The following is a 23,289-nucleotide window of genomic DNA, read 5'->3' on the forward strand; positions in this document are numbered from 1 at the left end:
CGGGTATTGCCATTGACGTTATTGTTACGCGCTGTAACAGTTTCTCACCCGATTAACATTTTGACGCATCTTTTGCCGATACGCAGACAGATAATTCAAATTACAAAAATTGCCCGACTAAACGAATATTTAGATACTCGCTGGGCAGCCTGGCCAGTGCTGACACGTTTTTAAATTCTGAGCATACAGAAAGATGCCTCTGTAGGTATCGTCACGCACTCTGGACAGGACATCGCCACCATGGGCTCTTTTTTTAAGCAGATCTACCGCTATTCCCACGCGCGCCCTTATCGGCATAACGAAAACCTCTGGCCCTACGTGAAGATCGCGCGCGGCGAAGGCGGTGAAATCGCCGCCTTATGGTACAAGCACCGGGCGGTGCCGATCGTCCCGCTGAGCGAACTGCGCAGCAGTTGCCGGGGAGAGGTGCTGCTGACGGCTACCGGCCCGTCGGTGAAGGCGCTGCGCTTCGAAAATATTCCCGCCATGCCCGCCATCGGGGTCAACGGCGCCTATTTTCTGCATCGGCAGGTGGATTTTCGCTTCTACGTCATCGTGGACATGGGGTTTATCGACAGCCGCCCAGAGATCGTGCGCGACGTCATTCAACGGCCTGAGCTGACGCTGTTCACCACCGTGCACGGCGTGGCGCGCATTCTCGATCGCTTTGGCCCGGCGGCGATCGGTTGCCGATTGGCGATCGTCGAAGACGCGGCCTGCAAGATTTACCGCCCTCGGATCGACAGCGGCGCGCTGTGGGATCACTACTGCCGGGAAAACGGCGTGGTCTTTGCCGCCGAGAGCCGCATGCTCGGCTTTAGCCAGGATATCCGCTGCGGCATTTTCGATGCCGGCACCGTGGCCTATTGGGCGCTGCAAATCATCGCCTATCTCGGCTTCAGGCAGCTGTTTATCGCCGGACTGGACATGAACAACTTCCACCAGCCGCGCTTTTACGAAACCGAGCAGGATCGCTTGCCGACGTTCCTGGCGGACAAGGTGGCGTCGCTGGTGATCCCCGCTTTTCGACACGCCGGCGCGATCATGAAAAAGCAGCAGATCGCGATTAAAAACCTCTCCCTGCACAGCGCTATCGGCAGCGATATCTTCGAGAAGGTGGACGGCAATGTTTACTTTCAGCAAGCCTGAGCGGTGTTATCGCTTCGGCAGCGCGCTGTTTTTAGCCTTCGCGTTTTTCAGCGCGATCTTTTGCGGGCAGACCCGCGTCAACAACCTGTTTCATTTGGCGGCGCTGCTGTGGCTGGCCGCCGTGTTCACCTGGCCGCCGCTGCGGCGGCAGCTGTGGGCCAATCGTCAGGCGCGCTGGGGCGGCGGGCTGGCGCTGATGTTTTTGCTTTATTATTCCCTCAGTGCGCTGTGGGGCGAGACGCCGGGCGACATGCCGTCGGCCCTGACCCACAGCGCCTATATCCTGCTCTATCTCGCCTGGCTGGTGACGCTGCTCGACGGTGAGCGGCGTCATCAACTGCTGTGGGCGATCCTGGCCGGCATGACGGCGCTGTGCCTGTATCTGACGCTGGTAGACGCCCCGTCGATTTATCATCTGCGGGAAACCACCGCCCGCAATCCGGGGCCGAGCAACGTGATCGATCTGGCCGGTTACGCCGCCATCGCCATTTTGTTGAGCCTGATAATTTTCCGCGATACCGGGCAAAAAGCGGCGCTGTGCTTTATCCCGCCTCTGCTGGCATTCATGGTGCTGACGCAAAGCCGCGGCCCGCTGATCGCACTGGCGCTCGCGGTGGTAGTGGCGATGCCTTATCGACACCGGCCGGGACGGTGGCTGTGGTTTCTGTTGCCCGGTGTGCTGGCTGTGGTTCTTGTCGTCGTTTACAGCGCGATCGGCGAAATGTTGCTGACGCGTTTTGGCGAGCTGTATCAACAGAGCTTTGTTCGCATCAGCATCTGGCGCCACAGCCTGGCGCTGATCGGACAGGCGCCGTTCTTCGGCTACGGCTTTGATAAGCAGCTTAACTTTCTCAATTACACCGGCGAGCTGAACCACACCACGCACAGCCTGTACCTCGGCGCGTTGCTGAAGGGCGGCTGCGTGGGTTTCCTGCTGCTGCTGGCGCTGCTGGGATATGGCGCGCGGCTCGCCATCGCGCACTGGCGCGCAGGGCGGCGTTGGGAAGCGGCCATGTTTCTGTTTATGCTGGTGTTCTACAGTTCGCAGGGCATGTTTGTGATCGCCAATCCGGCGGAGTTTTGGTACCTGTTTTGGCTGCCGCTGGCGATGCTGCTGTCGCAGCCTAAGCGGTTGCCGATCAGGGGTGTACCGGCGGTAACGCCGCCAGGGTCTTCTCCAGCACCTGTTCCGCCGCGATGAGGCTGAGCGGTTGGCTGCGCTGGGCCGTATCCAGCGCGGCGCTATCAACCGGCACGTGCATCACCTGATGCCGCTCGCTGTCCTGATAGGGGCCGGTATGCCGCGGGTTAGCGGTGACGAACAGGCTGACGGTGGCGGTTTTCAACGCCACGGCGAGGTGAAGCGGGCCGGTATCGCCGGTCACCAGCACCTGCAGATTGGCGATGGTCGCCAGCAGTTGCGGTAACGTGGTCGCGCCGATATGGCTTACCACCCGCTGTTGCTGTTCCTCACTCAAACCCGCCATAAATTCCCGCTCGAGGCTGCGCTCCGCCTTGCTGCCAATCAACTCGATCTGGCAGTCGGGGGAGTGCGCCAGCAGCCGTTGCGCCAGCTGAACAAAGCGTTCGACCGGCCAACGACGCAGCGTTTCGGAGGCGCCCATCTGAAAGCCGATCGGGATCTTGCCCGTCGGTTTCGCCAGTGCGGGTAGGGCGACCGGGATGAACATGTCAGGATTGTCGGTACGGCATCCCAATTGCCCCACCATATCCAGCTTGCGCTGAATCAAATGGCCGCCGGTGCTGCGGCTGACGCCGGTCAGCCAGCGTTCCATGCCGCTCGGTTTGTTGCCATAAATGTCTTTGAACAGGTATTGGCAGCCGGCGGTGATGGCGACCAGCACGTCATAAGGCGCCTTCGAGTGCAGGATGACCGCCAGCTGCGGCCGGTTTTTTCGCAGGCGCCGGATAACGCCCAACATGTCTTTAGCCTTATGATCCCAGTAAATTACGTCATGAAAGCAGGGGCTGCCTTCGACCAGCTGCCGGTTTTTGTGGCTGGAGACCAACGTGATTTGCGCACCGGGATAGCGCTCACACAGTGCGCGGATGGCGGGCGTATTGAACATCAGATCGCCGAGGGCACTGGTGGAGAAAATCACGATGCGTTCAAAGGATTGCTGCGGATCGAAGCTCGCTGCGGGCCGGAAATTGCCCGCGATGCGGGTATAGAGACGCAAACCGGCGTTGGCCGCCGCTATTTTCCACTGTTTAGACATTGCCGTTCGCTTCCGCTTGAGTTCGGTGGCCACCGTCTGGCGCCGCGTCGTATCATACAAGCGCGGCCACGGCAGGCCAATGGCCCGCAACAGATTGCGACAGATGCTAACGTTATGCTTGCAATTGCCTTCGGGCGCCGCCGGTCAGGCGCGAAGAAAATCCTGCCAGCGTCGTACCAGATAGTTATGTTCATCCATCACGGAATTCCAGACGGCAATGTGACTCATGCGCTGCTCATAGCTGCCGCCATCGCGGATTTCCCCCTTAGCGATGAGCGGGTTGCCGTAAGCGTCCGGCAAATCTTCACTGGCGGCTTTGCCTGCATACCAGTAATCCCATTCGGCGGCAGACAGGTAAGGCCGGCTGCGCTGAGGATTGGAAATATAGTATCCCTGCCTGGCCATCACTGCGCCCGGCCATCCGGATTGCCACCAGTTAAGGTAAGCATAGGCGGCGTCGAGTGTTTTACCGGTGGCGCAGCGTGAAAGCGACAGACCGCCATACCAGGCGCGGTAGCCTTCACGCGGCGTCGCCAGCCGGTAATCTTTTTGCCGCGAGTGATGACGAAAATACGTTGGCGCCCACAGGCTTTGGATATTGACGCGCGGATCGTCAATCAATCGGCAGGCTTCGTCCTGGCTGGTCCAGAATGCGGCGAAGTGCCCCTGGCGATGCAGCAGGGACAGCGCGTCGGTCAGGCTGTCTATCTCCTCCAGACTGAGGTTGCCAACGTTGGCGAAACGCGTGAGCCCTGCGCCTTGCGCAGCCAGAGCCGCATCCAGTCCGCCCATCGCCGCATCGTCCTGCAGCGCCGACTGGCCGGAAAATGCCGGGTGCAGCAACCATCCCCAGCTTTCTTCTTCTTCGTGCAGCGCGGGCGGCAAGCGAGCTTCATGATAGGCGAAGCTGTCGGCGTTATGCGTCAGCGGCAGCATGCTGATGTGATCGGTGGGCCGGCTGTTCAGACTACGGTCATGTTGCACATACAGGCGGTTTACCGGCACGCTGCCGTCACCCAACCGCCCACCGGGAAACAGGGCGCCGAGTTTAGGTAAATCGTTAATCTCGTCCCAGTAAGCCAACCTCTTAATCTCCAACGGCTGGATGGCTCGCGCCGGCCAGACAAAATCCACGTTGTGAAACCATTGGTCGTAGAGATCGTAACGCTCCGGGTGCATAACGGCGATACGCTGGGCGTCTTGCACATCGTGAATGTGATATTCGATATGCAATCCCAGATCCTGCTCTGCCCGTTGACGCAACAGTTCGAGCAAGGTCACCGAAGTACCCAATACCCGTAACGTGGGGCGACCGCGGGGTGAAGGTGTCGAGGTCATGAGGTGGCAGCTCCGTCAAAGGGGAGCCATCAGAAGGATGGCTGCGTAAAAGGGTGTAGAAAACGTTGAAAAGCGTTCTGCAGCCGCTTGGGGTCAAGGCCGCGCAGAATGAAGACCAACTGCGTGCGCCGCCGGCCGTCCGGCCAGGCGGCAAGATGTTCCGGGGGATGCAGACTGTGCTGCACGCCGTGGATCACCACCGGCGTATCGCTTTCCAGCACGTTCAGCATGCCTTTTATCCGCAGTATAGATTGTCCGTGGCAATGCAGCAGCATCGACAGCCAGACGGTGAAAGCCGACCAGTTTATCTGTTGCTCGAAGGTGATGATACAGGTCTCGGTGGTAGGGTGCGTCTGCTGCCCAGGCTTGCTGTAAGGTGCTGCCCCCTGTTTGGCCGGAACGGCCGGCCAACGCCGAAAACGCGTAGGCACCTGAGGCGAGCATGGGGTATCGAACAGGCTGAGATCGCCATTGGCCAATTGATGACTCATGGCGGTTTGCGCGAGCGGATTCAATTGCTGCAGGTACGCCAGTAACGCAGGCCCTTCGCCGGCCGGCACACGATCGGTCTTACTCAGCACCAGCCAGTCGGCGGCGCTGACCTGGGCCAACCATTCGGGATGATGGTTGGCTTGCTGCCAGGCATGTTCGCTGTCGATCAGCGTGACCATGGTACCGGGGGTGAAATGGTACTGTAACTGCCGGTCTTGCAGCAATGTGGCAAATATCGGTGCCGGATCCGCCAGGCCGGTGGTTTCCAGGATCACTTTGCTGAATGGCGGCACCTCGCCACGTTGACGGCGTTCATACAGCGCCAACAGCGCCTGTTTCAACTCGCCGCGGATCGCGCAGCAGACGCATCCTCCGGGCAACAGCACGGTGTCCGGTGCGATCTCCCCCAGCAGCAAATGGTCGATGCCGACCTCACCGAATTCGTTGACCAGCAGAGCGACATCATCCAGGTTCTGCCCTGCCAGCAAACGTTGAAGCAAGGTGGTTTTGCCGCTGCCCAGGAAACCGCTCAACACGTGTACCGGCAGTTTATCTTCTGGGCTCATGGCGCCTCCGCAGAGATGAGGGCGGTGAGATAGCGTTCATCGAGCGGGTCAATCGGCCGTTTCAGCAGCCGTTCGGCCTCTTGCCAAAGCTGATCCAGGCGGGTAACGATCGCCTGCTGTCCGGTAGCGCCGGCCAGTAGCCAACTGCTGCCGTGGATATCGCTTAGCGTCAGCTTTAAGGGGGCCAGAGCGCGATTCAGTATCGCCAGCTGTTGCAGCCGACGCTGGCGCATGGGCAGGTCAGAATGTCGCAACGGATCGCTCCATTGCGGCGTGTCGTTCAATAGTCCGCAGAGTCCGCACATCGTTCGGGGTTCTCCTATCAGGGCATCACATCGCCGGCGTTGGGCCCCAGCGTTTGGCCGACAAACAGGTTGCCGCCCGGCTCACTGGCCAGCAGCAGCGCCACCGGCGCGATTTCCTCGACCAGGCCGAACCGTCCCAGCGGCAGCTCATTTGCTTTGGCCTCTTTCCAGGCATCGCTGATGCCGGCCACCAACGGGGTCTTGATCGGACCGGGTGCAATGGCGTTTACCAGCACATTGTCGCAGGCGACTTCAAGCGCCAGCGACTTGGTGAAGCCGATCACCCCGGCCTTGGCGGCGGCATAGTGGCTCAGTTCGGCGCCGCCTTTAATGCCCAATTGCGACGCGATATTGATGATGCGGCCCCAGCGTTGTCGGCGCATATAAGGCAGTGCGTGCTGCGAAGCGAGGAAAACGCTGCGCAGATCGACCGCCATCATCTCGTCCCACATCTCCAGCGTCAGTTCGCTGCAGGGCGCCTGGGTAAGCATGCCGGCGTTATTAACCAGAATGTCGATACCGCCTAACCGTTGCAGGCAGGCCTCCACGCCCCGTCGGGCGCCGTCCGGTTTGCCGACGTCGGCGACGGTGCCATGGCAGGTTGCGCCCTCAGCCCGACAGCGTTCGACGATAACGTTCAGCCCGGTGCCGTCGCGGTCGCTCAGCATCAGCGCTGCCCCCTCCCTGGCAAACAACAGGGCAATCGCGGCGCCTATGCCGCTGGCGGCGCCGGTGATCGTTGCGCGGCGGTGTTTCAGCATCATATTTTCCTCCCCGCTCACTCTGGCCAGCGAACCGTCAGGCCGCCGTCGATAATCAGGCTTTGTCCGGTGATGTACGAGGCCTCGTCGCTGGTCAAGAAACGTATCAGGGCGGCGACCTCCTGCGGCCGTCCTACGCGTCCCAGCGGAATGCCTCGTGCGGCTTTGGCCAGGCCCGCCGGCCCCAGCGAGTGGGTTTCATCCAGCGACTGCGGCGTTTCAATCAAACCGGGGATCACCGCGTTGCAGCGAATGCCGCGTGGGGCCAATTCCACCGCCAGTGAACGACAGATGCCGGGGATGCCGGCTTTAGCGGCGGCGTAGTGAGCATGATCTTGCCAGCCGTAGACCCCACCGGCGATGGAAGATACCGCCACCAGGCTGCCGCCGCCGCGCATCTGGCCGATCGCCGCGCGAAACAGTCGCATCACGCCGCTGAGATCAACATTGAGCATTTCGTGCCACTGTTGGTCGCTCATCTCTTCCAGCGGTGAGCGGCGCAGCAGGCCGGCGTTGGCCACCGCATAATCGACGCGGCCGAAGTGTTCTGCCGCGCGCAGGGCAAAGGCTTCCACCGAGGCGGTGGAGGCCACGTCCAATTCCAGCCACAAGGCATCACCGCCGGCGTTGGCGACGCGCTCCGCCGCTTGCCGATAGTCGTGCGGATCCTGGGGAAAATAGCCGGCGGCGATCCTGATGCCACGGCGGGCATACTCTTCCGCCAGGGTCAATCCTATGCCACTGGCCGCACCGCTGATCAGCGCCACCGGTTGAGATGAAGATAATTTTTCAGTCATAAACGATTCCTCGAACATGAGGGGGCTCCCCCCCTCGAGCACTTAGTGCACGCTGTGCGGCGCCACATGGCGGGCGAACAGCATGATGACGCCGGAAGCGAAGCAGGGTACGGCGCCGAACCACAGCGCGGCGGTTTGCCAGTGGCCGCCGTCGCTGAGTACGGTGGTGGTACCGATGCCGGCGATAATGGCGCCGATCGGCCCCATCGCGCCGATCAGCGCGCCGGCCGTGGCGCGGATGGCGGTAGGGAAGCTTTCGCTGATGAAAAACAGCGCCGCCGCATAGGGGCCGATCAGAAAGAACAAACCGATGCTGTACAGCGCGACGATCGTCGGGAGGTTGCTGGGGCAGAAAAGCATCACGGCGAATGACACCCCGCCGATCATCCAGCCGACGGCGATGGTATTGCGGCGACCGAAACGATCGCCCAACCAGCCGTGCGTCAGGTAGCCGCAATAGCCCACCAGGTTGGACAGCACCAGAATCAGCAGCGAGTTGGCGAAGGAGACGCTGTGCACTTTAGTAAGAACCGTAGTGCCGAGCACGCTGAAGATTTGGATAGCGAACCAGTTGATCAGCACGGCACCGCCCAGCACCAATGTGGCGCGCAGCGAAGCGCCGCGGAATGCGGCTGACAGCCCGGCCTGCTGATGAGCGTCATAATCGACCTGGTAATCGCGAGCGACCTGCCGAGCTTGCTCGATATCACCGAGATGGCGCAGTTGATGAATGTGCTGGTGGATTTGAAACTGCGGAGTCTCTTTCAGTTTCAACGCCAGCAACGCGATGATAAACGACGGCAGCGCGGCGAAAATAAAACTGCCTTGCCAGCCTATGATCGGCATCAGCAATGCCGTCAGCGCCGAAGCGACCAGCGCGCCGACCGGCCAGCCGCCCTGGACCAGACTGTAGATGAATCCCTTGCGGCGATTGAGGGCCGGATCGTCGAGAGCGGCGTAGATCTCGGTGAGGTAGGTGGCGTTAACGGTTTGTTCCGCGTAACCGAGCCCGGCTACGGAACGGATGCCGATCAGCGCGCCTTTCCCCCAGGCACCGCCGATCGCAGTCAGCAGCGAGCAAACGGCGGCTCCACCGACGGTAACGACGATGCCCAGCCGCCGGCCGAGTTTGTCGACCAACGGGCCGATAGCCAGCGCGATGATCGCGCCGCCTACCGCCACCCAGGTGGCCAGTTCGGCCTGTTCTACTTCGCTCCAGCCAAAGTGATCGCCGATTTCCGGCAGCAATGTGCCGAAAAGAATGAAATCATAGACGGCGAAGACCCAGGCGAAGAAAGCGATCCATGTTGCGAATTTGGCGTCCCTGATGGTTAATTGCTGGGGTTGCCAGCCGTTGACCGTTGTCTTTTTATAGAGGCTCATGTTTGCTGTCACTCATGCGGTGGAAAGCGGCAGTTTCAGACTTTGCGCGGTATGCGGCGCAGGTAGTCGTCGGCGATTTCATCAAAGGTCACGAAGCGAACCCCTTGATGGCTCTGGATGTGTTTGATCAAGCGTTCCAACATCAACAGCACCTGCGGGCGGCCGGAGACGTCGGGGTGGATGGTCATGGTGAAGACGGCGTAGTCGTGCTCGCGGTAGACCCAGTCGAACTGATCGCGCCACATCTCTTCGAGATGGCGAGGGTTGACGAAGCCGTGGCTGTTGGGGGATTTTTTGATGAACATCATGGGCGGCAAATCGTCCAGATACCAGTTGGCTGGGATCTCCACCAAATCGGTCTCTTCACCGCGCACCAGCGGTTTCATCCAGCTGTCGGGATGCTGGCTGTAGTTGATGCGGGTCCAGCTGTCGCCGACGCGGACATAATAAGGGTGGAAGTCGTTGTGCATCAGGCTGTGGTCATACTTGATGCCTTTCTTCAACAACAGTTCGTTAGTGACGTTGCTGAACTCCCACCAGGGCGCGACATAGCCGGTAGGGCGCTTGCCGGATAATTGTGTCACCAGCTCAATACAGCGATCGAGGATTGCCTCTTCTTGCGCCGGGGTCATGGCGATCGGGTTTTCGTGGCTGTAGCCATGCACGCCGATTTCATGCCCGGCATCCGCGACCGCTTTCATCTGTGCCGGGAAGGTTTCGATGGAGTGGCCGGGTATAAACCAGGTAGTGCGCAGGTTGTGATCGGCGAACAGCTTAAGCAAGCGCGGCGCACCTACCTCACCGGCAAACATACCGCGTGAAATATCGTCGGGTGAATCTTCGCCGCCGTAAGACCCCAGCCAACCGGCAACGGCGTCCACATCGACGCCGAATGCGCAAAGTATTTCTTTAGCCATGTTGTTATCTCCTGAGTGTGCGAACAATCGCGAGAGCCGGCCGCAACAGCAGCGGCCTGCGTGGGTTAATTCTGTTGCGTCAACCGATATTCGATACTGAGAGCCATCCGGAGCAGACGCTCATCGTCGCCGGCCGGCAGCGACAGCAGTACGCTGGTCGCCAGACCATCGCCATCATGGCCGGTAGGCATGGCAATCCCCGGCATGTCCAGCAGGCTGCCGGGCATGGTGAGCCGCAACGTGGCCAGATTGGCTTGGGCAAACAGCGCAGCGTCGTTTTCCAGTGCGGCCAGCGGAGGGGCAACGTGGGCGACGGTCGGCGTTATCAGCAGCGCACCGGCCAATTCATCGTGCATTTGCTGCTGCCAGCCGGCGCGCTGGCGCAAAAACTGCGCCAGCAGATCGGCGGGGAGCGTTTCCGCCGCCAGTAAGCGGCTGCGCACGCGCGGATCCATACTCTCGGCCAAGGGGCTGTGCAGACGTTCCCGATGCTGTTCCAGCGCTTCTGCGGCGCCCGGCCACCCTCGTTCGGCTACCCAGATGAGCGCCTGACGCAGCGTGGCGACCGGGCGCTCGTCAATATGTGCGCCGGCCGCGCTCAGGCGCGCCAGAGCAGCCTGCAAATTTTGACGGACTGCAGGTTGTACGTGCGGATCGTGCAAGACATCGGGATCGACCCGCAGCGTCATGCCCGTGAGCGGATAGGGCGACAGCGGATGGGACGCGGGTACCAGCACCCGATCGAAAGCGATCGCGTCGCGAACGCTGCGGCAGAGGGGGCCGAGGGTATCCAGGCTGGGGGATAACGGAAAAACGCCGCGTCGACTATAGCGTTGGCTACTGCTGCGGTAGCCAATCAGTCCGTGAAAGGCGGCGGGTATGCGAACGGAACCGGCGGTATCGGTCGCCATGGCTATGGGGACGATACCGCGTGCGACCGCGCTGGCCGAACCGCTGGACGATCCGCCTGGTGCGCGAGCCGTGCCGTGGCGATCCAAGAGCGCAGGGGTGCCAAAATGTGGGTTGAGGCCAAGACCGGAATAGGCGAACTCGCTGAGATTGGTTTTGCCGATGCTGACCAGCCCGGCCTTCTGAAGCTGCGCGATCGTCGCCGCATCGTGTGTCGCCGGCGGGGCGGTGGCTAGGGTCGCGGAACCGGCGCTGGTTTGCGTTGCGGCCATATCGAGCAGATCTTTCACGGCCATGGGAATCCCGTCCAGCTCGCTGAGCGGCGCATTGCTGCGCCAACGCCGGGTCGCTTCAGCCGCTTCGCGACGGGCGCGATCCGGGGTCAGGCAGATGAAAACCGTTGGCGCTTCGGCGGCTGATGACAAAGCGTGTTCCACGAGTTCGCTCGGTGTCAGCGTTCCTTCGCGAAACGCGCTCGTCAGTTGGATGGCATCAGGGAAGGCATGCCCAGGGGTGTGATTCATAGGATGACCTTAAAATGTATCTTTTATTAAAATATACATTTTAAGGTAGCAAGCTGGATGCCAGGTTGTCATTACCCTTGGTTAAAATTCGTGCTGAGTTGTGATCGAAATGATAAATAACGTGTTATTTAAGCTGAAAATGGTGATGTGGGGCACGTTTTTCGTTGGTCTAGCACGGTATTGAAAATGTATTTTTATTTAAATTAGCCGTTATGGTGCATGCCGGGGGGCAATTGCCCTTAGAAAGGGCAATGACGGGATAAGAACGAGTGAGCGCCAATTTGGTGGGTGGAGTGTGCCATAATGCCAGTCACTCCATGGGGAACGGTGGTTGAGTGACGAGCTAATGGAAAAAACGAGAGTGGAGAAAAGCAGCGGTGAAACACGCGCCGGCGCGCGTTATGAAATGATCCGACAAACCCTGGATGAGGCCATTCGTGCGGGGTCGGTGCCCGCAGGGTTGGTATTGCTTGAAGGGCCGCTGGCGGACATGTTCGGTACCAGCAGGGTGCCGGTTCGCAAAGCGTTGGGGCTGCTCCATCAAGAGGGGCTGATAGCGCGTTTCGAAGGCCGAGGTTTCATCGTGACGCCTGAAGGGGGTGAAGTAGAGCCGCAGCGTTTGCCGCTTAACCGAGCCGTGTTGGGATTGTGCCCGCAGGAAGAATTGGTGGATACCCGTAGCACGAGTGAGAAGGTATTCAGCGATTTGCAGGAGGCGTTGTCTACCTGCATGGTGTTTGGTCACTACCAGGTCAATGAAGCCAGCGCGGCGGAATTTTATAATGTCAGCCGCAGCGCCATTCGCGAAGCGTTGATGAGACTGCGCGATCAAGGGCTGGTAGAGAAAGAGCCCTATGCGCAATGGCTGGCCGGGCCACTCACCGCCCGAGAAATCACCGATCATTATGAAATTCGGGCCTGTCTGGAGCCCGCCGCCTTGCTCAAGGCGGCACCCCATCTCTCGCGCCAGCATGTGTTAGACAGCCTGGAACGCCTGACTCAGCTGGAACAAGGCACATTTTCCCTGGCGAGCCTGGAGCGGGTAGAGGAAGACTTGCATATTCATTGTCTGGCGCCGGCGGGGAATAAAACCCTGCTGGGGGTGTTGCGTCAAAGCCAGTCGCCGCTCATCGTCACGCGTATTTTCTACGATATGCTGGGGATTAAGATTGAGGAAGCGATGTTGAATGAACACCGCCTGGTGTTGCAGATGTTGTTGCAGGGCGCTAACGACGCGGCTGCGCTGGGGTTGCAGGAGCATCTGCGCCGCGCACAGATGCGTACCTTGCAACGGCTGAAGGTCATTTCGGTATTGCCGGAACCCGCCTTGCCGCCTTACCTGTTGCGGCTAAGCTAGGTCTACGGTCGCGTTTATTCCGCCCGGGCCTGCGCGGGGCGGCCGATCTCGCCGCGCCGGAGCCTCCGGCGAGAGGGAGTCACATCGGCCAAACCGCCTCGCGCACGGCGATCGCTCTGGGCAGCAGCCCGAGGGCGTAGAAGCGGTCGGCGATGCTTTGCTGCTGGCGGATCACCTGTAAATCCATGGCGCGAACCTCGTGGCTGCGGCGCGACAGCGCGAGTTCCAGTGAGGCGCTCGCCAGCCCCAGTTCGTTGGAAAGGTGACGAGCGGCTTCTCTCGGCTGCGCGGCGATGTAGCGGCCGGTGTGCTGCAGCGCCTGCATCAGCGGCCGCAACAGATCGTCCGAACGCTCGGCGAAGCCGCGGCGCGCCAGGTAGAATTGCTGATTGAGCACCCGCTGGGTGCCGTCGGCGAGCACGCGCAGTTCCCCGTTGCGCTGCGCGTCGCTGAGCAGCGGATCCCACATCATCCAGGCGTCCACCGCCTGCAGGTCGGTCGCCGACAGCGGATACTTCGGCGGCGCGTAGACGATACGCACGTCGTTCAACGTCAATCCCTGTTCGTCCAGCATCTGCAGCAATAAATAGTGCACGTTGGAGCCTTTGTTGAGCGCGATGCGTTTGCCGCGCAGATCGGCGGCGCTGCGTATTGGGCTGTCTTGCGGCACCACCATCGCCACGCTCTGCGGCGCAGGCGGCTCAAAACCGACGTACACCAGCGCATTGCCCTGTGCCTGGGCGAAGATCGGCGGCACTTCGCCGGTGGTGCCGAAGTCTATCTCATCGCCGTCGAGCGCGTGCAGCAGCTGCGGCCCGGCGGGAAACTCGCTCCACAACACGCTGATGCGCTGTGTGGCGAAGAGCTGTTCCAGGCTTTGCCGCGCCTTGAGCACCCCGAGGTTGCCGAACTTTTGATAGCCGATGCGCAGTTCGCGTTCGGGCAGAGACGCTGCGGCGATGGCCGGTGAATGTGCGGGTGCGCCGGCGCTGCGACGGCGCGGTTTGATCAGACCAAGATGTGCCAAATGGGTGCGCAGGGTATTGCGGCTGACGCCAAGCAACGACGCCGCTTGCAGCTGGTTGCCGCCGCTGCTTTCGAAGGCGTTGCGCACCAGCGCATCCAGCACCCGTTGGTAAAGCTGTGCGCTGTCGCCTTGCAACTGCCGCTGCACAAAGCGGTCGATGGCGTCGTCGCTGCCGCCGTCGTTATCCGTCAGGCGATGGGTGAGCTGCAGTTGCTGCGGTGCGATCGCCCCCTCCTGGCTCAGCAAGACCGCATTATGCAGCGTGTTCTCCAGCTCGCGCACGTTGCCAGGCCAAGGGTAGTCCAGCAGCGCCTGCTGCGCTTCCGCCGTCAACCGCGGCAGTGGCCGTTCCAGACGGCGGGCGTACAGCGCAAGAAAATGTCTGGCCAGCACCGGAATATCCTCCGGCCGCTGGCGCAAGGGCGGTAAAGTCACCGCCGCCACGTTCAGGCGGTAATAGAGATCTTCACGGAACCGCCGTTGGCGAATCGCGCCGGCCAGATCGACGTGGGTGGCGGCGATGACCCGCACATCGATCTTCAGCGGTTTGCGCGAACCGACGCGGGTGATCTCCCGTTCCTGCAGCACGCGCAGCAGCTTGACCTGCAGCGACAGGTTCAACTCGCCGATCTCGTCCAGCAGCAGGGTGCCGCCTTCCGCCGCTTCGAACCAGCCCTGATGAGTGCCGACGGCGCCGGTGAAGGCGCCTTTCTCATGGCCGAACAGTTCGGCTTCCGCCAGGCTTTCCGTCAGCGCGCCGCAGTTGACCGCCAGGAAAGGTTGATGGCGGCGCGCGCTGTGGTGGTGCAGATAGCGCGCCACCACTTCTTTGCCGGTGCCGGTTTCACCGACGATCAGCACGGTGGCGTCGGTGGGAGCCAGCCGATCGAGCACGCTTTGCAGAGCGAGCGACGCCGGATCGATCAGCACCGGCTTGTCGGCGGCGAACGGTTGGGGATCGTACATGGGCGTCTCCTGTCTACGACGATGGGAAAAAAATCTTATCCCAGCCAATGGGCAGCCGCGAGAGGATAAAAGGCGCACGGTGCTGCATTGGCAACAGCTTTCCGCCGCTGCCTGCTGCCAATGCAGCAGTGTTTTGACGTCGATATTTCATCAATATATTGATATGTATTGGTTTTTTAAAATCTGCAATGTGGCATGCATCCTGCTTTTCTTTTTATAACCAAGCAAGGTTTTTCTATCGATAAATACTGAAAATAGTTATATAGGAAAGGCATAAATGACTGAGTCAGTGAAAGAGCGCATCAACGTTTTCTGGTTTCTGCCGACCCACGGCGACGGCCGCTATCTGGGCACGGCGCAGGGCGGGCGCCCGGTGGACCTGCCTTATTTGCAGCAGGTGGCGCTGGCTGCCGACAACCTCGGCTATTACGGCGTGCTGATCCCAACCGGTAAAAGCTGCGAGGATTCCTGGCTGGTGGCGGCGGCGCTGGCGCCGATCACCCGCCGGTTGCGCTACCTGGTGGCGGTGCGCCCCGGCCTGCAGCCGCCGAGCCTGGCGGCGCGCATGGCGGCGACGCTGGATCGGCTGTCGGACGGACGCCTGCTGATCAACGTGGTGACCGGCGGCGATCCGGTGGAAAACAAAGGGGATGGCATCTTCCTCAGCCATGCCGAACGTTACGAAGTGACACAGGAATTTCTCACGGTGTATCAACGGCTGCTGCAAGGGGAGAAGGTGGATTTCAGCGGTAAGCATATTCGCGTCGAAGGCGCCGAATTGCTGTTCCCGCCGGTGCAGGAAAACGGCCCGCCGCTCTATTTCGGCGGCTCATCGCCGGAAGCGATCGACATCGCCGCTGGGCAGATCGACACCTACCTGACCTGGGGCGAACCGCTGGCTCAGGTGGCGGAAAAGCTGGCGGCGGTGCGCCAGCGCGCCGAGCGGCAGGGGCGTAAACTCAGCTATGGCATTCGCCTACACGTTATCGTGCGCGAAACTGAAGACGAAGCCTGGGCGGCGGCCGAGCGACTGATCGCGCATCTGGATGACGACACCATCGCGGCGGCGCAGCAGATTTTTGCGCGCATGGACTCCACCGGCCAGCGCCGCATGAGCGAGCTGCACGGCGGCTCGCGCGAGAGTCTGCGCATCGGCCCCAACCTGTGGGCCGGCGTCGGCCTGGTGCGCGGTGGCGCCGGCACCGCATTGGTGGGCAATCCGCAGCAGGTGGCGGCGCGCATACGCGAGTATCAGGCGCTGGGCATCGACAATTTCATCCTTTCCGGCTATCCGCATCTGGAAGAGGCTCACCGCTTCGCCGAGCTGGTGATGCCGCTGCTGCCGCTGGCGCAGTCGGCTCATCAGACGGCTCGCACGATCAATACCGGCCCGTTTGGCGAAACCATCGGCGGCGATCGTCGTCCCGGCCCGGCGCAGCGGGAGGGCTGATGGCGAAGCGTGCCCATATTATCGTTATCGGCGGCGGTTTCACCGGCGCGGCGCTGGCGATCCAGCTGGCGCACGGAGCGGTGGATGTCACGGTGATCGAACCGCGCGCCGCGCCGGGCTATGGCGTGGCGTATTCGACCACCGAGCCGACCCACCGCATCAACGTCCCGGCCGATAGGATGCAGCTGGCGGATGAGCACGCGGGGGATTTTGACCGCTGGTTCCGTCAGGGCGGCGGGCTGACGGCCGATCCGCAGGCGTTATGGCGCGACGGTAAGGCCTATCCGCAGCGCGGCGCCTTCGGCCGCTATGTCGAGGAACGTTTTCATCAGGCGGCGCAGTCGGGCCAGGCCCGCTTGCGGCACCTGCGCGATCGGGCGCAGTACCTGCAGCCGCAGGCGCAGGGCGCGTCTGTCATCACCGCCGGCGGCGAACGGCTGTGGGGCGATTATGTGGTGTTGGCGACCAGCCATCCGCCGCCCGCGCTGCCGCGGCAGATCGCCCCGGAACTGGCGCGCGACGCGCGGTTAATCGCCAATCCCTGGGCGGAGGGGGCGCTGGATGAGATTGAACCCGATGAATCATTGGCGATCGTCGGCAGCGGGCTGACGATGGCCGATGCGGTGGCGGCGTTGCACCGCCGCGGGCATCGTGGGCCGATTACCGCGTTCTCTCGTCATGGCTTGTTGCCGCGTGCCAATGCCGAAGGGGAGTACCCGACGTGGTCGTTTACCCCGCCATCCGGACTGTGTGACGGGGTGCGGCAGGTGCGCCTTGAAGTGGCGCGCGCCGCTGGGCAACGGGTGCCGTGGCAGGCGGTGTTGGACGAGGTGCGCGCCCAGGGCCAGCGTCTGTGGCAAGCATTGACGCCGACCGAACAGCAGCGCTTTCTGCGGCATCTGCGCGCCTATTGGGACGTGCACCGCTATCGCATTGCGCCGCAGGTGAGCACGTTGCTGGCGGAGCAACAGGCGGCGGGCACGCTGCAGGTATTGGCCGCTCGTTTGCGGCGGGCAGAACCCACGCCGCAGGGCGTGCGTTTGACGATTCTGCCGCGCCAGGGCGCAGAGCGGGCGCTGCAGGCGCAGCGGCTGCTGATCGCTACGGGTCCGGCCCATGCCGGCCTGATCGCCGCCAGCCCGTTGCTCAGCTCGCTGGCGGAGCAGGGGGCGCTGCGCGCCGATCCGCTGGGATTGGGGCTGTGGGTCAATGCCGACAGCCAGGCGATCGGCGGCGACGGCCTTGCCAACCCGCGCCTGCTGGTGGCCGGCCCGGCGGCGCGTGGCCGCTTCGGCGAACTGATGGGGCTGCCGCAGGTGGCGGAACACGCCCAAAGCGTCGCGCAATATCTGCTGGCGCGATGTCCGGCTGCAAACTGATCGTCCATTCCCGTTTTTAACACCCTAAGACCCCCCATCCGGCCCGGCTCCGCCCGTGGCCGGCAGATAATTGTGGAGCTCGCTATGTCATCGCAACGTGAAATTCGTCTTAACGCTTTTGATATGAACTGCGTCGGCCATCAGTCGCCGGGGCTGTGGGCGCACCCGCGCGACCGTTCCTGGCAGTATAAGGATCTCGAATATTGGACCGATCTGGCGCGCCTGCTGGAACGCGGCAAGTTCGATGGATTGTTTATCGCCGACGTGCTGGGGATTTACGACGTGCTTAACGGCAGCGGCGACGCGGCGATCCGCCAGGCGACGCAGGTGCCGGTTAACGATCCGCTGGCGCTGGTGACGCCGATGGCGCTGGTTACCGAACATCTCGGCTTCGGGTTGACCGCCTCGCTGTCATTTGAGCACCCTTATCCTTTCGCCCGCAGATTGTCGACGCTTGATCACCTGACCAAGGGGCGTATCGGTTGGAATATCGTCACTTCTTACCTGGAGAGCGGCGCGCGCAATATTGGCCACCGGGCGCAGACCGATCACGATGCGCGCTACGACTACGCCGATGAATACCTACAGGTGGTTTACAAGCTGCTGGAGGGCAGTTGGGAAGACGGCGCGATTTTGCGCGATCGTCAGCGGCGCATCTTCAGCGATCCGGCGAAAATTCATCCGATCAACCACAAAGGCGAGTTCTTCCAGGTGCCGGGCATTCACCTGAGCGAGCCTTCGCCGCAGCGCACGCCAGTGTTGTATCAGGCCGGCGCTTCCAGCCGTGGCAAGCAATTTGCCGCGGAGCACGCCGAATGCGTGTTTGTCGCCTCTCCTTCGAAAACCTTGCTGAAAAAAACCGTGGCCGATATCCGCCGCCGCGCCGCCGAGGCCGGGCGCGACCCGCGCAGCATCCTGATCTTCAACCTGCAGACGGTGATCGTCGGTGAAACTGACCGGCAGGCGCAGGAAAAATGGCGGGAATACAAATCCTATACCAGCTACGAAGGCGCGCTGGCGCTGGTGTCCGGCTGGACCGGCATCGATTTCGGTCAGTATCAGCCGGATCAGGTGCTGAAGCATCTGCACACCAATGCCATTCAGTCGGCGGTGGAAACTTTCTCCAGCGCCGATCCCAGCCGTGAATGGACCGTACAGGGCATCGCCGAATGGGTCGGCATCGGCGGTTTCGGCCCGCTGTTGGTGGGCGGCCCGCAAACCGTGGCCGACGAACTGCAGGCGTGGGTGGAGGAAACGGATGTTGACGGTTTCAATTTGGCCTACGCCGTTACCCATGAAACCTTCACCGACGTGGTGGAACTGCTTATCCCCGAGCTGCAAAAACGCGGAGTGTATAAGCGCGACTACACAGCGGGCACTCTGCGAGAAAAATTGTTCAATCAGGGGCCGCGCCTGGCAGAGCCGCACCCGGCGGTGGGCTACCGCTGGCCGGCCGGCGCGCTCTTGGCCGATGCACTGAGCGTCAAGTGAGGATGCGATGATAGAGATTGAAGGATTGCACAAGGCTTACCGCGCGCCGGACGGGCGACGGATTGAGGTGCTGAAGGGCGTTTCGCTGCAGGTGCCGGCCGGATCGATTACCGCCGTGGTCGGCCCCAGCGGGGCGGGCAAATCGACGCTGGCGAAATGCATCAGCCTGCTGGAGCGGCCGAGCAGCGGCAGTATCCGGGTGAACGGCCAGGACTTGTCGCGGCTTGCGGGCGAGGCGCTGCGCAGGGAGCGGCGGGCGATAGGCACGGTGTTCCAGTCTTCCGCGCTGCTGCAGCGTAAAACCGCCTGGCAGAATGTGGCGCTGCCGTTGACCTATCTGGGCGTGGTGCCGCGCGATATCGACAAGCGGGTAAAGAGCCTGCTGGCAGCGGTAGGGTTGGCGGACAAGGCGGCGTTTTACCCGGCTCAGCTGTCCGGCGGCCAGCGCCAAAGGGTCGGCATCGCCCGCGCGCTGGCGCTGAATCCGTCGGTGCTGCTGGCGGATGAGGCCACCTCCGGGCTGGATCCGGACGCCACCGGGGCCATTCTCAGCCTGCTTAAACAGCTGCGCGATCGGTATGGCCTGTCGATCATCCTGATCACCCACGAGATGGATGCGGTGCGCGACGCCGCCGACGCGGTGGCCGAGATCCGCGACGGCGTGATTGTGCAGCAAGGGCCGGTGCGCGAGCTGTTGGCGGCGCCCGATTCCTCGCTGGGCCGCCAGCTGTTCCCGCTGAAGACGCTGGCGTCCGATGCCGCGTTGCGGCTGCAGGTGACCTATTCCGCCCGTCAGCCGGCGGCCACCGACTGGATCAGCCGCATCAGCCGCCAACTCGACCTGCAGATCGATCTGCTGGGCGGCCACGTTGAAGTGGTGGGCGGCAGCCTGGCCGGGCGGTTAGAGATTGCGGTGCGTTTTGGCGGCGGTTCGCGTTCGGTGGCTGAACTGCAGGGCGAGCTGCGACGGTTGGGCATTCTCGCCGAGGTGCTGGAACAGCCGGCGGCCTTGCAGGAGGCGGTATGAAAAATCTGTCTGACAGCGTGATGAGCCAGGACACACCCTGGCGCGAGATCCATCGGTTGATGCTGCCGGCCTACGGCGAAACCTGGCTGATGGTCGGCATCGTGATGCTGTTTGTGGTGGCGATCGGCGGCGCCGTCGGCGTGGTGTTGTTCAACACCTCATCGCGCGGCTTGTTTCCGCGCCCGGCGCTGAATCGCGCGCTGAGCTGGTTGGTGAACATGGGCCGTTCGCTGCCGTTTCTGGTGCTGATGGCGGCGATTATTCCGTTCACCTTCTGGTTGACCGGCACCACCATCGGCATTCCGGCGGCGGTGATCCCGATGATCGTCGCCGGCATTCCGTTCTTTGGCCGGCTGGTGGAGAACGCGCTGCGCGAACTGCCGCCGGAGGTGACGGCGGTGGGGCTGGTGTCCGGCGGTTCGATCTGGCAGATAGTCACCCGCGCGCAGCTCAGCGAGGCGCTGCCGGCGATCGTCGCCGCCATCACGCTGAACGTCATCTCGATGATCGAGTATTCGGCCATCGCCGGCACCATTGGCGCGGGCGGCATCGGCTATCTGGCGGTGGTGTACGGCTACCAGCGTTTCGACAATCACATCATGATCGCCACCATTGTGGTGCTGATCGCCACGATTCAACTGATTCAGTTTATTGGTGACCGCCTGGTCGCCGCGTTGCGTCATCATCAGGAAACCTTTTAATCATGCCTAATCACGATTTTGAGATAGTGAAGAAGAAACGCTGGCCGTGGCCGGTGGGTATCGCGGCGGTGGCGATTGTCGCCGCCGCGGTTTGGCACTTCAGCGCCGGCCAGCAGCAGACGGTGCAGTTCGGCAGCACGTTGAAAGTGCACTTTGAGCCGGCGATGGCCGGAGAGCAGCGGGTGATCGAGTACGTCGGCGACCATATCGCGCCGGATTACGGCCTTAGGCTGGAGGCGGTTGGCCTGCAGGATCCGGTGCAGGCCGATCGTGCGGTGGCGCAGGGGCAGTACGCCGCCACGATCTACCAGCACCAATGGTGGCTAAAGCAGGTGGTAGATGCCAATGGTTTTAAGCTGACCCCGACGCTGCCGGTGTTTCAGTGGGCGTTTGGCATTTATTCCGACCGCTATACGTCGATCGCGGAGTTGCCGGACGGCGCGGAGATCGTGGTGCCCAACGACGGCGCCAATCAGGGGCAGGCGTTGTGGCTGCTGCAGCGCATTGGACTGATCGGGCTGGATCCGGCGATCGAGGCGCGCACCGCCAGGCTGAAAGACATTCGCGAGAACAAACGCCATTTTAACTTCAAGGAGCTGGATTTGCTGACCATGCCGCGCGCGCTGAATTCGGTAGATGCGGCCATTGGCTATGTGTCGCAGTTCGACGCCGGCAAGGTGCCGCGTGAGAAGGGCATCTTGTTCCCACCGGCGCCGAAAACCTTCGCCTCGCAGCTGGTGATTGGCACGCCCTATCTGCAGGACGAAAATATTCGCAAGCTGCAGCGGGCGTTTGCCGATCCCAGGTTGCAGGCGTGGCTGAAAAGCACCGACGACCCGCTGGTGAAAGGCGTGCTGGTGCCGGTCTCGGCAGAATAATCCCCGCCCGAAATGACCGTGATAAAGACCGGATTAACGCGCGTTAATCCGGCGTTTTTGTTACGCTGTAACTGTGTTTAATTTATTGATATTAATGATATTTATAGAAGAAATTGTTGTTTGTCGGCGTAATTTTTTCACCCTATAAACGAGGTGTCACCTGCCAATTACAACGAGGAAGCTATGAGTACCTTAAATATCGATACCGCGCCGCCGTTATCTGCGCCCATCGGCTCGGCCAGCGATGTGGCGCGTTTGATTAACCAGCGCAGCGAGAAAAATACCCATGCGCGCATGATCGTGCTGTTGGCGCTGGGCGGTGTTTTTCTCGATGCCTATGACCTGACCACGCTGTCTTACGGCATCGATGACGTGGTGCGTGAATTCAGCCTCAGCCCGCTGCTGACCGGGGTGGTAACTTCTTCGATCATGGTCGGGACCATTCTCGGCAACCTGGTCGGCGGCTGGTTGACCGACAAGTACGGCCGCTATCAGGTGTTTATGGCCGATATGCTGTTTTTTGTGGTTTCCGCCATCGCCGCCGGGCTGGCGCCCAACGTCTGGGTGCTGATAGGCGCGCGCTTTTTGATGGGGATCGGCGTCGGCATCGATTTGCCGGTGGCGATGGCCTATCTGGCCGAATTCTCCAAATTCACCGGCAAGGCCAACAAGGCGTCGCGCCTGGCGGCCTGGTGCCCGATGTGGTACGCCGCTTCGTCGGTGTGTTTTCTGATCATCTTTGCGCTCTATTTTCTATTGCCGGCCGAATATGCGAACTGGTTGTGGCGCGCCTCGTTGATTTTCGGCGCCGTGCCGGCGTTGCTGATCATCATGGTGCGCAGCAAGTTTATGAACGAGTCGCCGCTGTGGGCCGCTAACCAGGGCGATCTGAAAGAGGCGGCGCGCATCCTGCGCGAGTCATACGGCATTGCCGCCCATGAGGCGGAACCTGACGCCGCCCAACCGGCGGCGCCGCCGAAGGTCAGCTTCCGCGTGCTGTTCCGCAAGCCGTACCGCGAGCGCACGCTGGTCACCAGCGTGATGAACGTTTGCATTTCCTTTGAATACACCGCCATCGCCTTCTTTCTGCCGTCGATTCTGGCGCAGTTTCTCGGCGCCGGGGTGTTTGAAACTATCTCCGCTTCGCTCGGGCTGAACGTGCTGTTCGCCTTTACCGGTGGCCTGCTCGGCATGCGTCTGGCATGGAAGTATCCGTCGCGCCAGGTGGCGATCGCCGGATTTGCGCTGCAGTTTATCGCGCTGATTGCCCTGGCGTTGATCGGACATCCGCAGGCGGCGTTCGGCGTTGGGCTGGCGATCCTGATGTTGGGCCTATGGCTGTTCGCCGAAGGATTCGGCCCCGGCGCGCAGATGATGATTTATCCGGCGCTCTCTTACCCGACGGCGATCCGCGCCACCGGCGTCGGTTTCGGCCGTTCGCTGTCCGGTATCGGCAGCGCGCTGGCGCTGTTTATTCTGCCGATTTTGCAGGCGCGCTTCGGCACCGACATGTTTTGGATTGTTTCACTGGCGGCGGCGATCCCCATCGTCTTCCTGCTGATCATTCGCTTTGAACCGACGGCGCACGATATCGACGATCTGGCCGATCGCGCTTAACCACAGAGGACACTG

Annotated in this window: 20 protein-coding genes; 10 read left to right on the forward strand and 10 right to left on the reverse strand. The window is 61.7% G+C overall.

What is annotated here, in order from left to right:
- The first annotated feature begins 240 nt into the window (after positions 1 to 240).
- Positions 241 to 1,149, forward strand: coding sequence for a sugar glycosyltransferase (locus ACJ8HA_RS02055; RefSeq protein WP_025303440.1), 909 nt, complete (start codon positions 241 to 243; stop codon positions 1,147 to 1,149).
- Positions 1,127 to 2,350, forward strand: coding sequence for an O-antigen ligase family protein (locus tag ACJ8HA_RS02060; RefSeq protein ID WP_442515170.1), 1,224 nt, complete (start codon positions 1,127 to 1,129; stop codon positions 2,348 to 2,350). The genes ACJ8HA_RS02055 and ACJ8HA_RS02060 overlap by 23 nt, the downstream gene beginning before the upstream one ends.
- On the opposite strand, the gene ACJ8HA_RS02065 is transcribed toward ACJ8HA_RS02060, so the two are convergent.
- From ACJ8HA_RS02065 to ACJ8HA_RS02105, 9 genes are all read right to left on the reverse strand, one after another.
- The gene (locus ACJ8HA_RS02065) at positions 2,289 to 3,389 is read right to left on the reverse strand and encodes a glycosyltransferase family 9 protein (RefSeq protein WP_025303438.1); all 1,101 of its coding nucleotides are present in this window, start codon (positions 3,387 to 3,389) and stop codon (positions 2,289 to 2,291) included. The genes ACJ8HA_RS02060 and ACJ8HA_RS02065 overlap by 62 nt on opposite strands.
- A gap of 144 nt (positions 3,390 to 3,533) precedes the next feature.
- The gene (locus ACJ8HA_RS02070) at positions 3,534 to 4,727 is read right to left on the reverse strand and encodes an ABC transporter substrate-binding protein (protein ID WP_164067422.1); all 1,194 of its coding nucleotides are present in this window, start codon (positions 4,725 to 4,727) and stop codon (positions 3,534 to 3,536) included.
- A gap of 29 nt (positions 4,728 to 4,756) precedes the next feature.
- Positions 4,757 to 5,785 carry a CobW family GTP-binding protein gene (locus ACJ8HA_RS02075; RefSeq protein WP_164067420.1) on the reverse strand — a complete coding sequence of 343 codons (1,029 nt, stop codon included), beginning with the start codon at positions 5,783 to 5,785 and terminating at the stop codon, positions 4,757 to 4,759.
- Positions 5,782 to 6,039 (reverse strand): hypothetical protein, encoded by a 258-nt coding sequence (locus ACJ8HA_RS02080; protein WP_225735623.1) that lies wholly within the window; start codon positions 6,037 to 6,039, stop codon positions 5,782 to 5,784. Before ACJ8HA_RS02080 ends, ACJ8HA_RS02075 begins: the two co-directional genes overlap by 4 nt.
- 68 nt (positions 6,040 to 6,107) lie before the next feature.
- Complete coding sequence (locus ACJ8HA_RS02085) at positions 6,108 to 6,854, reverse strand: SDR family NAD(P)-dependent oxidoreductase (RefSeq protein WP_025303434.1); 747 nt, start codon at positions 6,852 to 6,854, stop codon at positions 6,108 to 6,110.
- 14 nt (positions 6,855 to 6,868) lie between these two features.
- A complete protein-coding gene (locus tag ACJ8HA_RS02090) occupies positions 6,869 to 7,648 on the reverse strand; it encodes an SDR family NAD(P)-dependent oxidoreductase (protein ID WP_025303433.1) in 780 nt (259 codons plus the stop codon).
- Between the two features lie 42 nt (positions 7,649 to 7,690).
- Positions 7,691 to 9,031, reverse strand: coding sequence for an MFS transporter (locus ACJ8HA_RS02095; RefSeq protein ID WP_060447883.1), 1,341 nt, complete (start codon positions 9,029 to 9,031; stop codon positions 7,691 to 7,693).
- A 35-nt stretch (positions 9,032 to 9,066) separates the two neighbouring features.
- Complete coding sequence (locus ACJ8HA_RS02100; protein WP_127146057.1) at positions 9,067 to 9,948, reverse strand: polysaccharide deacetylase family protein; 882 nt, start codon at positions 9,946 to 9,948, stop codon at positions 9,067 to 9,069.
- A 65-nt stretch (positions 9,949 to 10,013) separates the two neighbouring features.
- Entirely contained in the window at positions 10,014 to 11,381 is a 1,368-nt protein-coding gene (locus ACJ8HA_RS02105) for an amidase (RefSeq protein WP_197813515.1), read from the reverse strand.
- Positions 11,382 to 11,727: 346 nt separating this feature from the next.
- Here ACJ8HA_RS02105 and ACJ8HA_RS02110 point away from each other — a divergent pair, with 346 nt between their 5' ends.
- Positions 11,728 to 12,738 carry a GntR family transcriptional regulator gene (locus tag ACJ8HA_RS02110; protein WP_025303427.1) on the forward strand — a complete coding sequence of 337 codons (1,011 nt, stop codon included), beginning with the start codon at positions 11,728 to 11,730 and terminating at the stop codon, positions 12,736 to 12,738.
- A gap of 79 nt (positions 12,739 to 12,817) precedes the next feature.
- Here the strand turns inward: ACJ8HA_RS02110 and ACJ8HA_RS02115 are convergent, their stop codons facing one another.
- The gene (locus ACJ8HA_RS02115) at positions 12,818 to 14,731 is read right to left on the reverse strand and encodes a sigma-54-dependent Fis family transcriptional regulator (protein WP_049203568.1); all 1,914 of its coding nucleotides are present in this window, start codon (positions 14,729 to 14,731) and stop codon (positions 12,818 to 12,820) included.
- 277 nt (positions 14,732 to 15,008) lie between these two features.
- Here ACJ8HA_RS02115 and ssuD point away from each other — a divergent pair, with 277 nt between their 5' ends.
- The 7 genes from ssuD (at position 15,009) to ACJ8HA_RS02150 (ending at position 23,274) form a co-directional block, all read left to right on the forward strand.
- Complete coding sequence (gene ssuD, locus ACJ8HA_RS02120) at positions 15,009 to 16,181, forward strand: FMNH2-dependent alkanesulfonate monooxygenase (protein WP_043143175.1); 1,173 nt, start codon at positions 15,009 to 15,011, stop codon at positions 16,179 to 16,181.
- The gene (locus tag ACJ8HA_RS02125) at positions 16,181 to 17,560 is read left to right on the forward strand and encodes an FAD/NAD(P)-binding protein (protein WP_442515171.1); all 1,380 of its coding nucleotides are present in this window, start codon (positions 16,181 to 16,183) and stop codon (positions 17,558 to 17,560) included. The genes ssuD and ACJ8HA_RS02125 overlap by 1 nt, the downstream gene beginning before the upstream one ends.
- 84 nt (positions 17,561 to 17,644) lie before the next feature.
- The gene (locus tag ACJ8HA_RS02130; protein ID WP_025303423.1) at positions 17,645 to 19,051 is read left to right on the forward strand and encodes an LLM class flavin-dependent oxidoreductase; all 1,407 of its coding nucleotides are present in this window, start codon (positions 17,645 to 17,647) and stop codon (positions 19,049 to 19,051) included.
- A gap of 7 nt (positions 19,052 to 19,058) precedes the next feature.
- Complete coding sequence (locus tag ACJ8HA_RS02135) at positions 19,059 to 20,078, forward strand: methionine ABC transporter ATP-binding protein (protein ID WP_043143177.1); 1,020 nt, start codon at positions 19,059 to 19,061, stop codon at positions 20,076 to 20,078.
- A complete protein-coding gene (locus ACJ8HA_RS02140) occupies positions 20,075 to 20,779 on the forward strand; it encodes a methionine ABC transporter permease (protein WP_016927110.1) in 705 nt (234 codons plus the stop codon). The genes ACJ8HA_RS02135 and ACJ8HA_RS02140 overlap by 4 nt, the downstream gene beginning before the upstream one ends.
- 2 nt (positions 20,780 to 20,781) lie before the next feature.
- Positions 20,782 to 21,657, forward strand: coding sequence for a MetQ/NlpA family ABC transporter substrate-binding protein (locus tag ACJ8HA_RS02145; RefSeq protein ID WP_089196030.1), 876 nt, complete (start codon positions 20,782 to 20,784; stop codon positions 21,655 to 21,657).
- 183 nt (positions 21,658 to 21,840) lie between these two features.
- Positions 21,841 to 23,274 carry an MFS transporter gene (locus ACJ8HA_RS02150; protein WP_319868759.1) on the forward strand — a complete coding sequence of 478 codons (1,434 nt, stop codon included), beginning with the start codon at positions 21,841 to 21,843 and terminating at the stop codon, positions 23,272 to 23,274.
- The last annotated feature ends 15 nt before the right edge of the window (positions 23,275 to 23,289 follow it).

The organism is Serratia sp. CY33802 (assembly GCF_052169095.1).
GTDB lineage: Bacteria > Pseudomonadota > Gammaproteobacteria > Enterobacterales > Enterobacteriaceae > Serratia > Serratia bockelmannii.

Bases quoted from the DNA above. Each gene is read 5' to 3' on its own strand.
- ACJ8HA_RS02055 (WP_025303440.1), top strand. From the start codon at position 241: ATGGGCTCTTTTTTTAAGCAGATCTACCGCTATTCCCACGCGCGCCCT.
- ACJ8HA_RS02060 (WP_442515170.1), top strand. From the start codon at position 1,127: ATGTTTACTTTCAGCAAGCCTGAGCGGTGTTATCGCTTCGGCAGCGCG.
- ACJ8HA_RS02065 (WP_025303438.1), bottom strand. From the start codon at position 3,389: ATGTCTAAACAGTGGAAAATAGCGGCGGCCAACGCCGGTTTGCGTCTC.
- ACJ8HA_RS02070 (WP_164067422.1), bottom strand. From the start codon at position 4,727: ATGACCTCGACACCTTCACCCCGCGGTCGCCCCACGTTACGGGTATTG.
- ACJ8HA_RS02075 (WP_164067420.1), bottom strand. From the start codon at position 5,785: ATGAGCCCAGAAGATAAACTGCCGGTACACGTGTTGAGCGGTTTCCTG.
- ACJ8HA_RS02085 (WP_025303434.1), bottom strand. From the start codon at position 6,854: ATGATGCTGAAACACCGCCGCGCAACGATCACCGGCGCCGCCAGCGGC.
- ACJ8HA_RS02090 (WP_025303433.1), bottom strand. From the start codon at position 7,648: ATGACTGAAAAATTATCTTCATCTCAACCGGTGGCGCTGATCAGCGGT.
- ACJ8HA_RS02095 (WP_060447883.1), bottom strand. From the start codon at position 9,031: ATGAGCCTCTATAAAAAGACAACGGTCAACGGCTGGCAACCCCAGCAA.
- ACJ8HA_RS02100 (WP_127146057.1), bottom strand. From the start codon at position 9,948: ATGGCTAAAGAAATACTTTGCGCATTCGGCGTCGATGTGGACGCCGTT.
- ACJ8HA_RS02105 (WP_197813515.1), bottom strand. From the start codon at position 11,381: ATGAATCACACCCCTGGGCATGCCTTCCCTGATGCCATCCAACTGACG.
- ACJ8HA_RS02110 (WP_025303427.1), top strand. From the start codon at position 11,728: ATGGAAAAAACGAGAGTGGAGAAAAGCAGCGGTGAAACACGCGCCGGC.
- ACJ8HA_RS02115 (WP_049203568.1), bottom strand. From the start codon at position 14,731: ATGTACGATCCCCAACCGTTCGCCGCCGACAAGCCGGTGCTGATCGAT.
- ssuD (WP_043143175.1), top strand. From the start codon at position 15,009: ATGACTGAGTCAGTGAAAGAGCGCATCAACGTTTTCTGGTTTCTGCCG.
- ACJ8HA_RS02125 (WP_442515171.1), top strand. From the start codon at position 16,181: ATGGCGAAGCGTGCCCATATTATCGTTATCGGCGGCGGTTTCACCGGC.
- ACJ8HA_RS02130 (WP_025303423.1), top strand. From the start codon at position 17,645: ATGTCATCGCAACGTGAAATTCGTCTTAACGCTTTTGATATGAACTGC.
- ACJ8HA_RS02135 (WP_043143177.1), top strand. From the start codon at position 19,059: ATGATAGAGATTGAAGGATTGCACAAGGCTTACCGCGCGCCGGACGGG.
- ACJ8HA_RS02140 (WP_016927110.1), top strand. From the start codon at position 20,075: ATGAAAAATCTGTCTGACAGCGTGATGAGCCAGGACACACCCTGGCGC.
- ACJ8HA_RS02145 (WP_089196030.1), top strand. From the start codon at position 20,782: ATGCCTAATCACGATTTTGAGATAGTGAAGAAGAAACGCTGGCCGTGG.
- ACJ8HA_RS02150 (WP_319868759.1), top strand. From the start codon at position 21,841: ATGAGTACCTTAAATATCGATACCGCGCCGCCGTTATCTGCGCCCATC.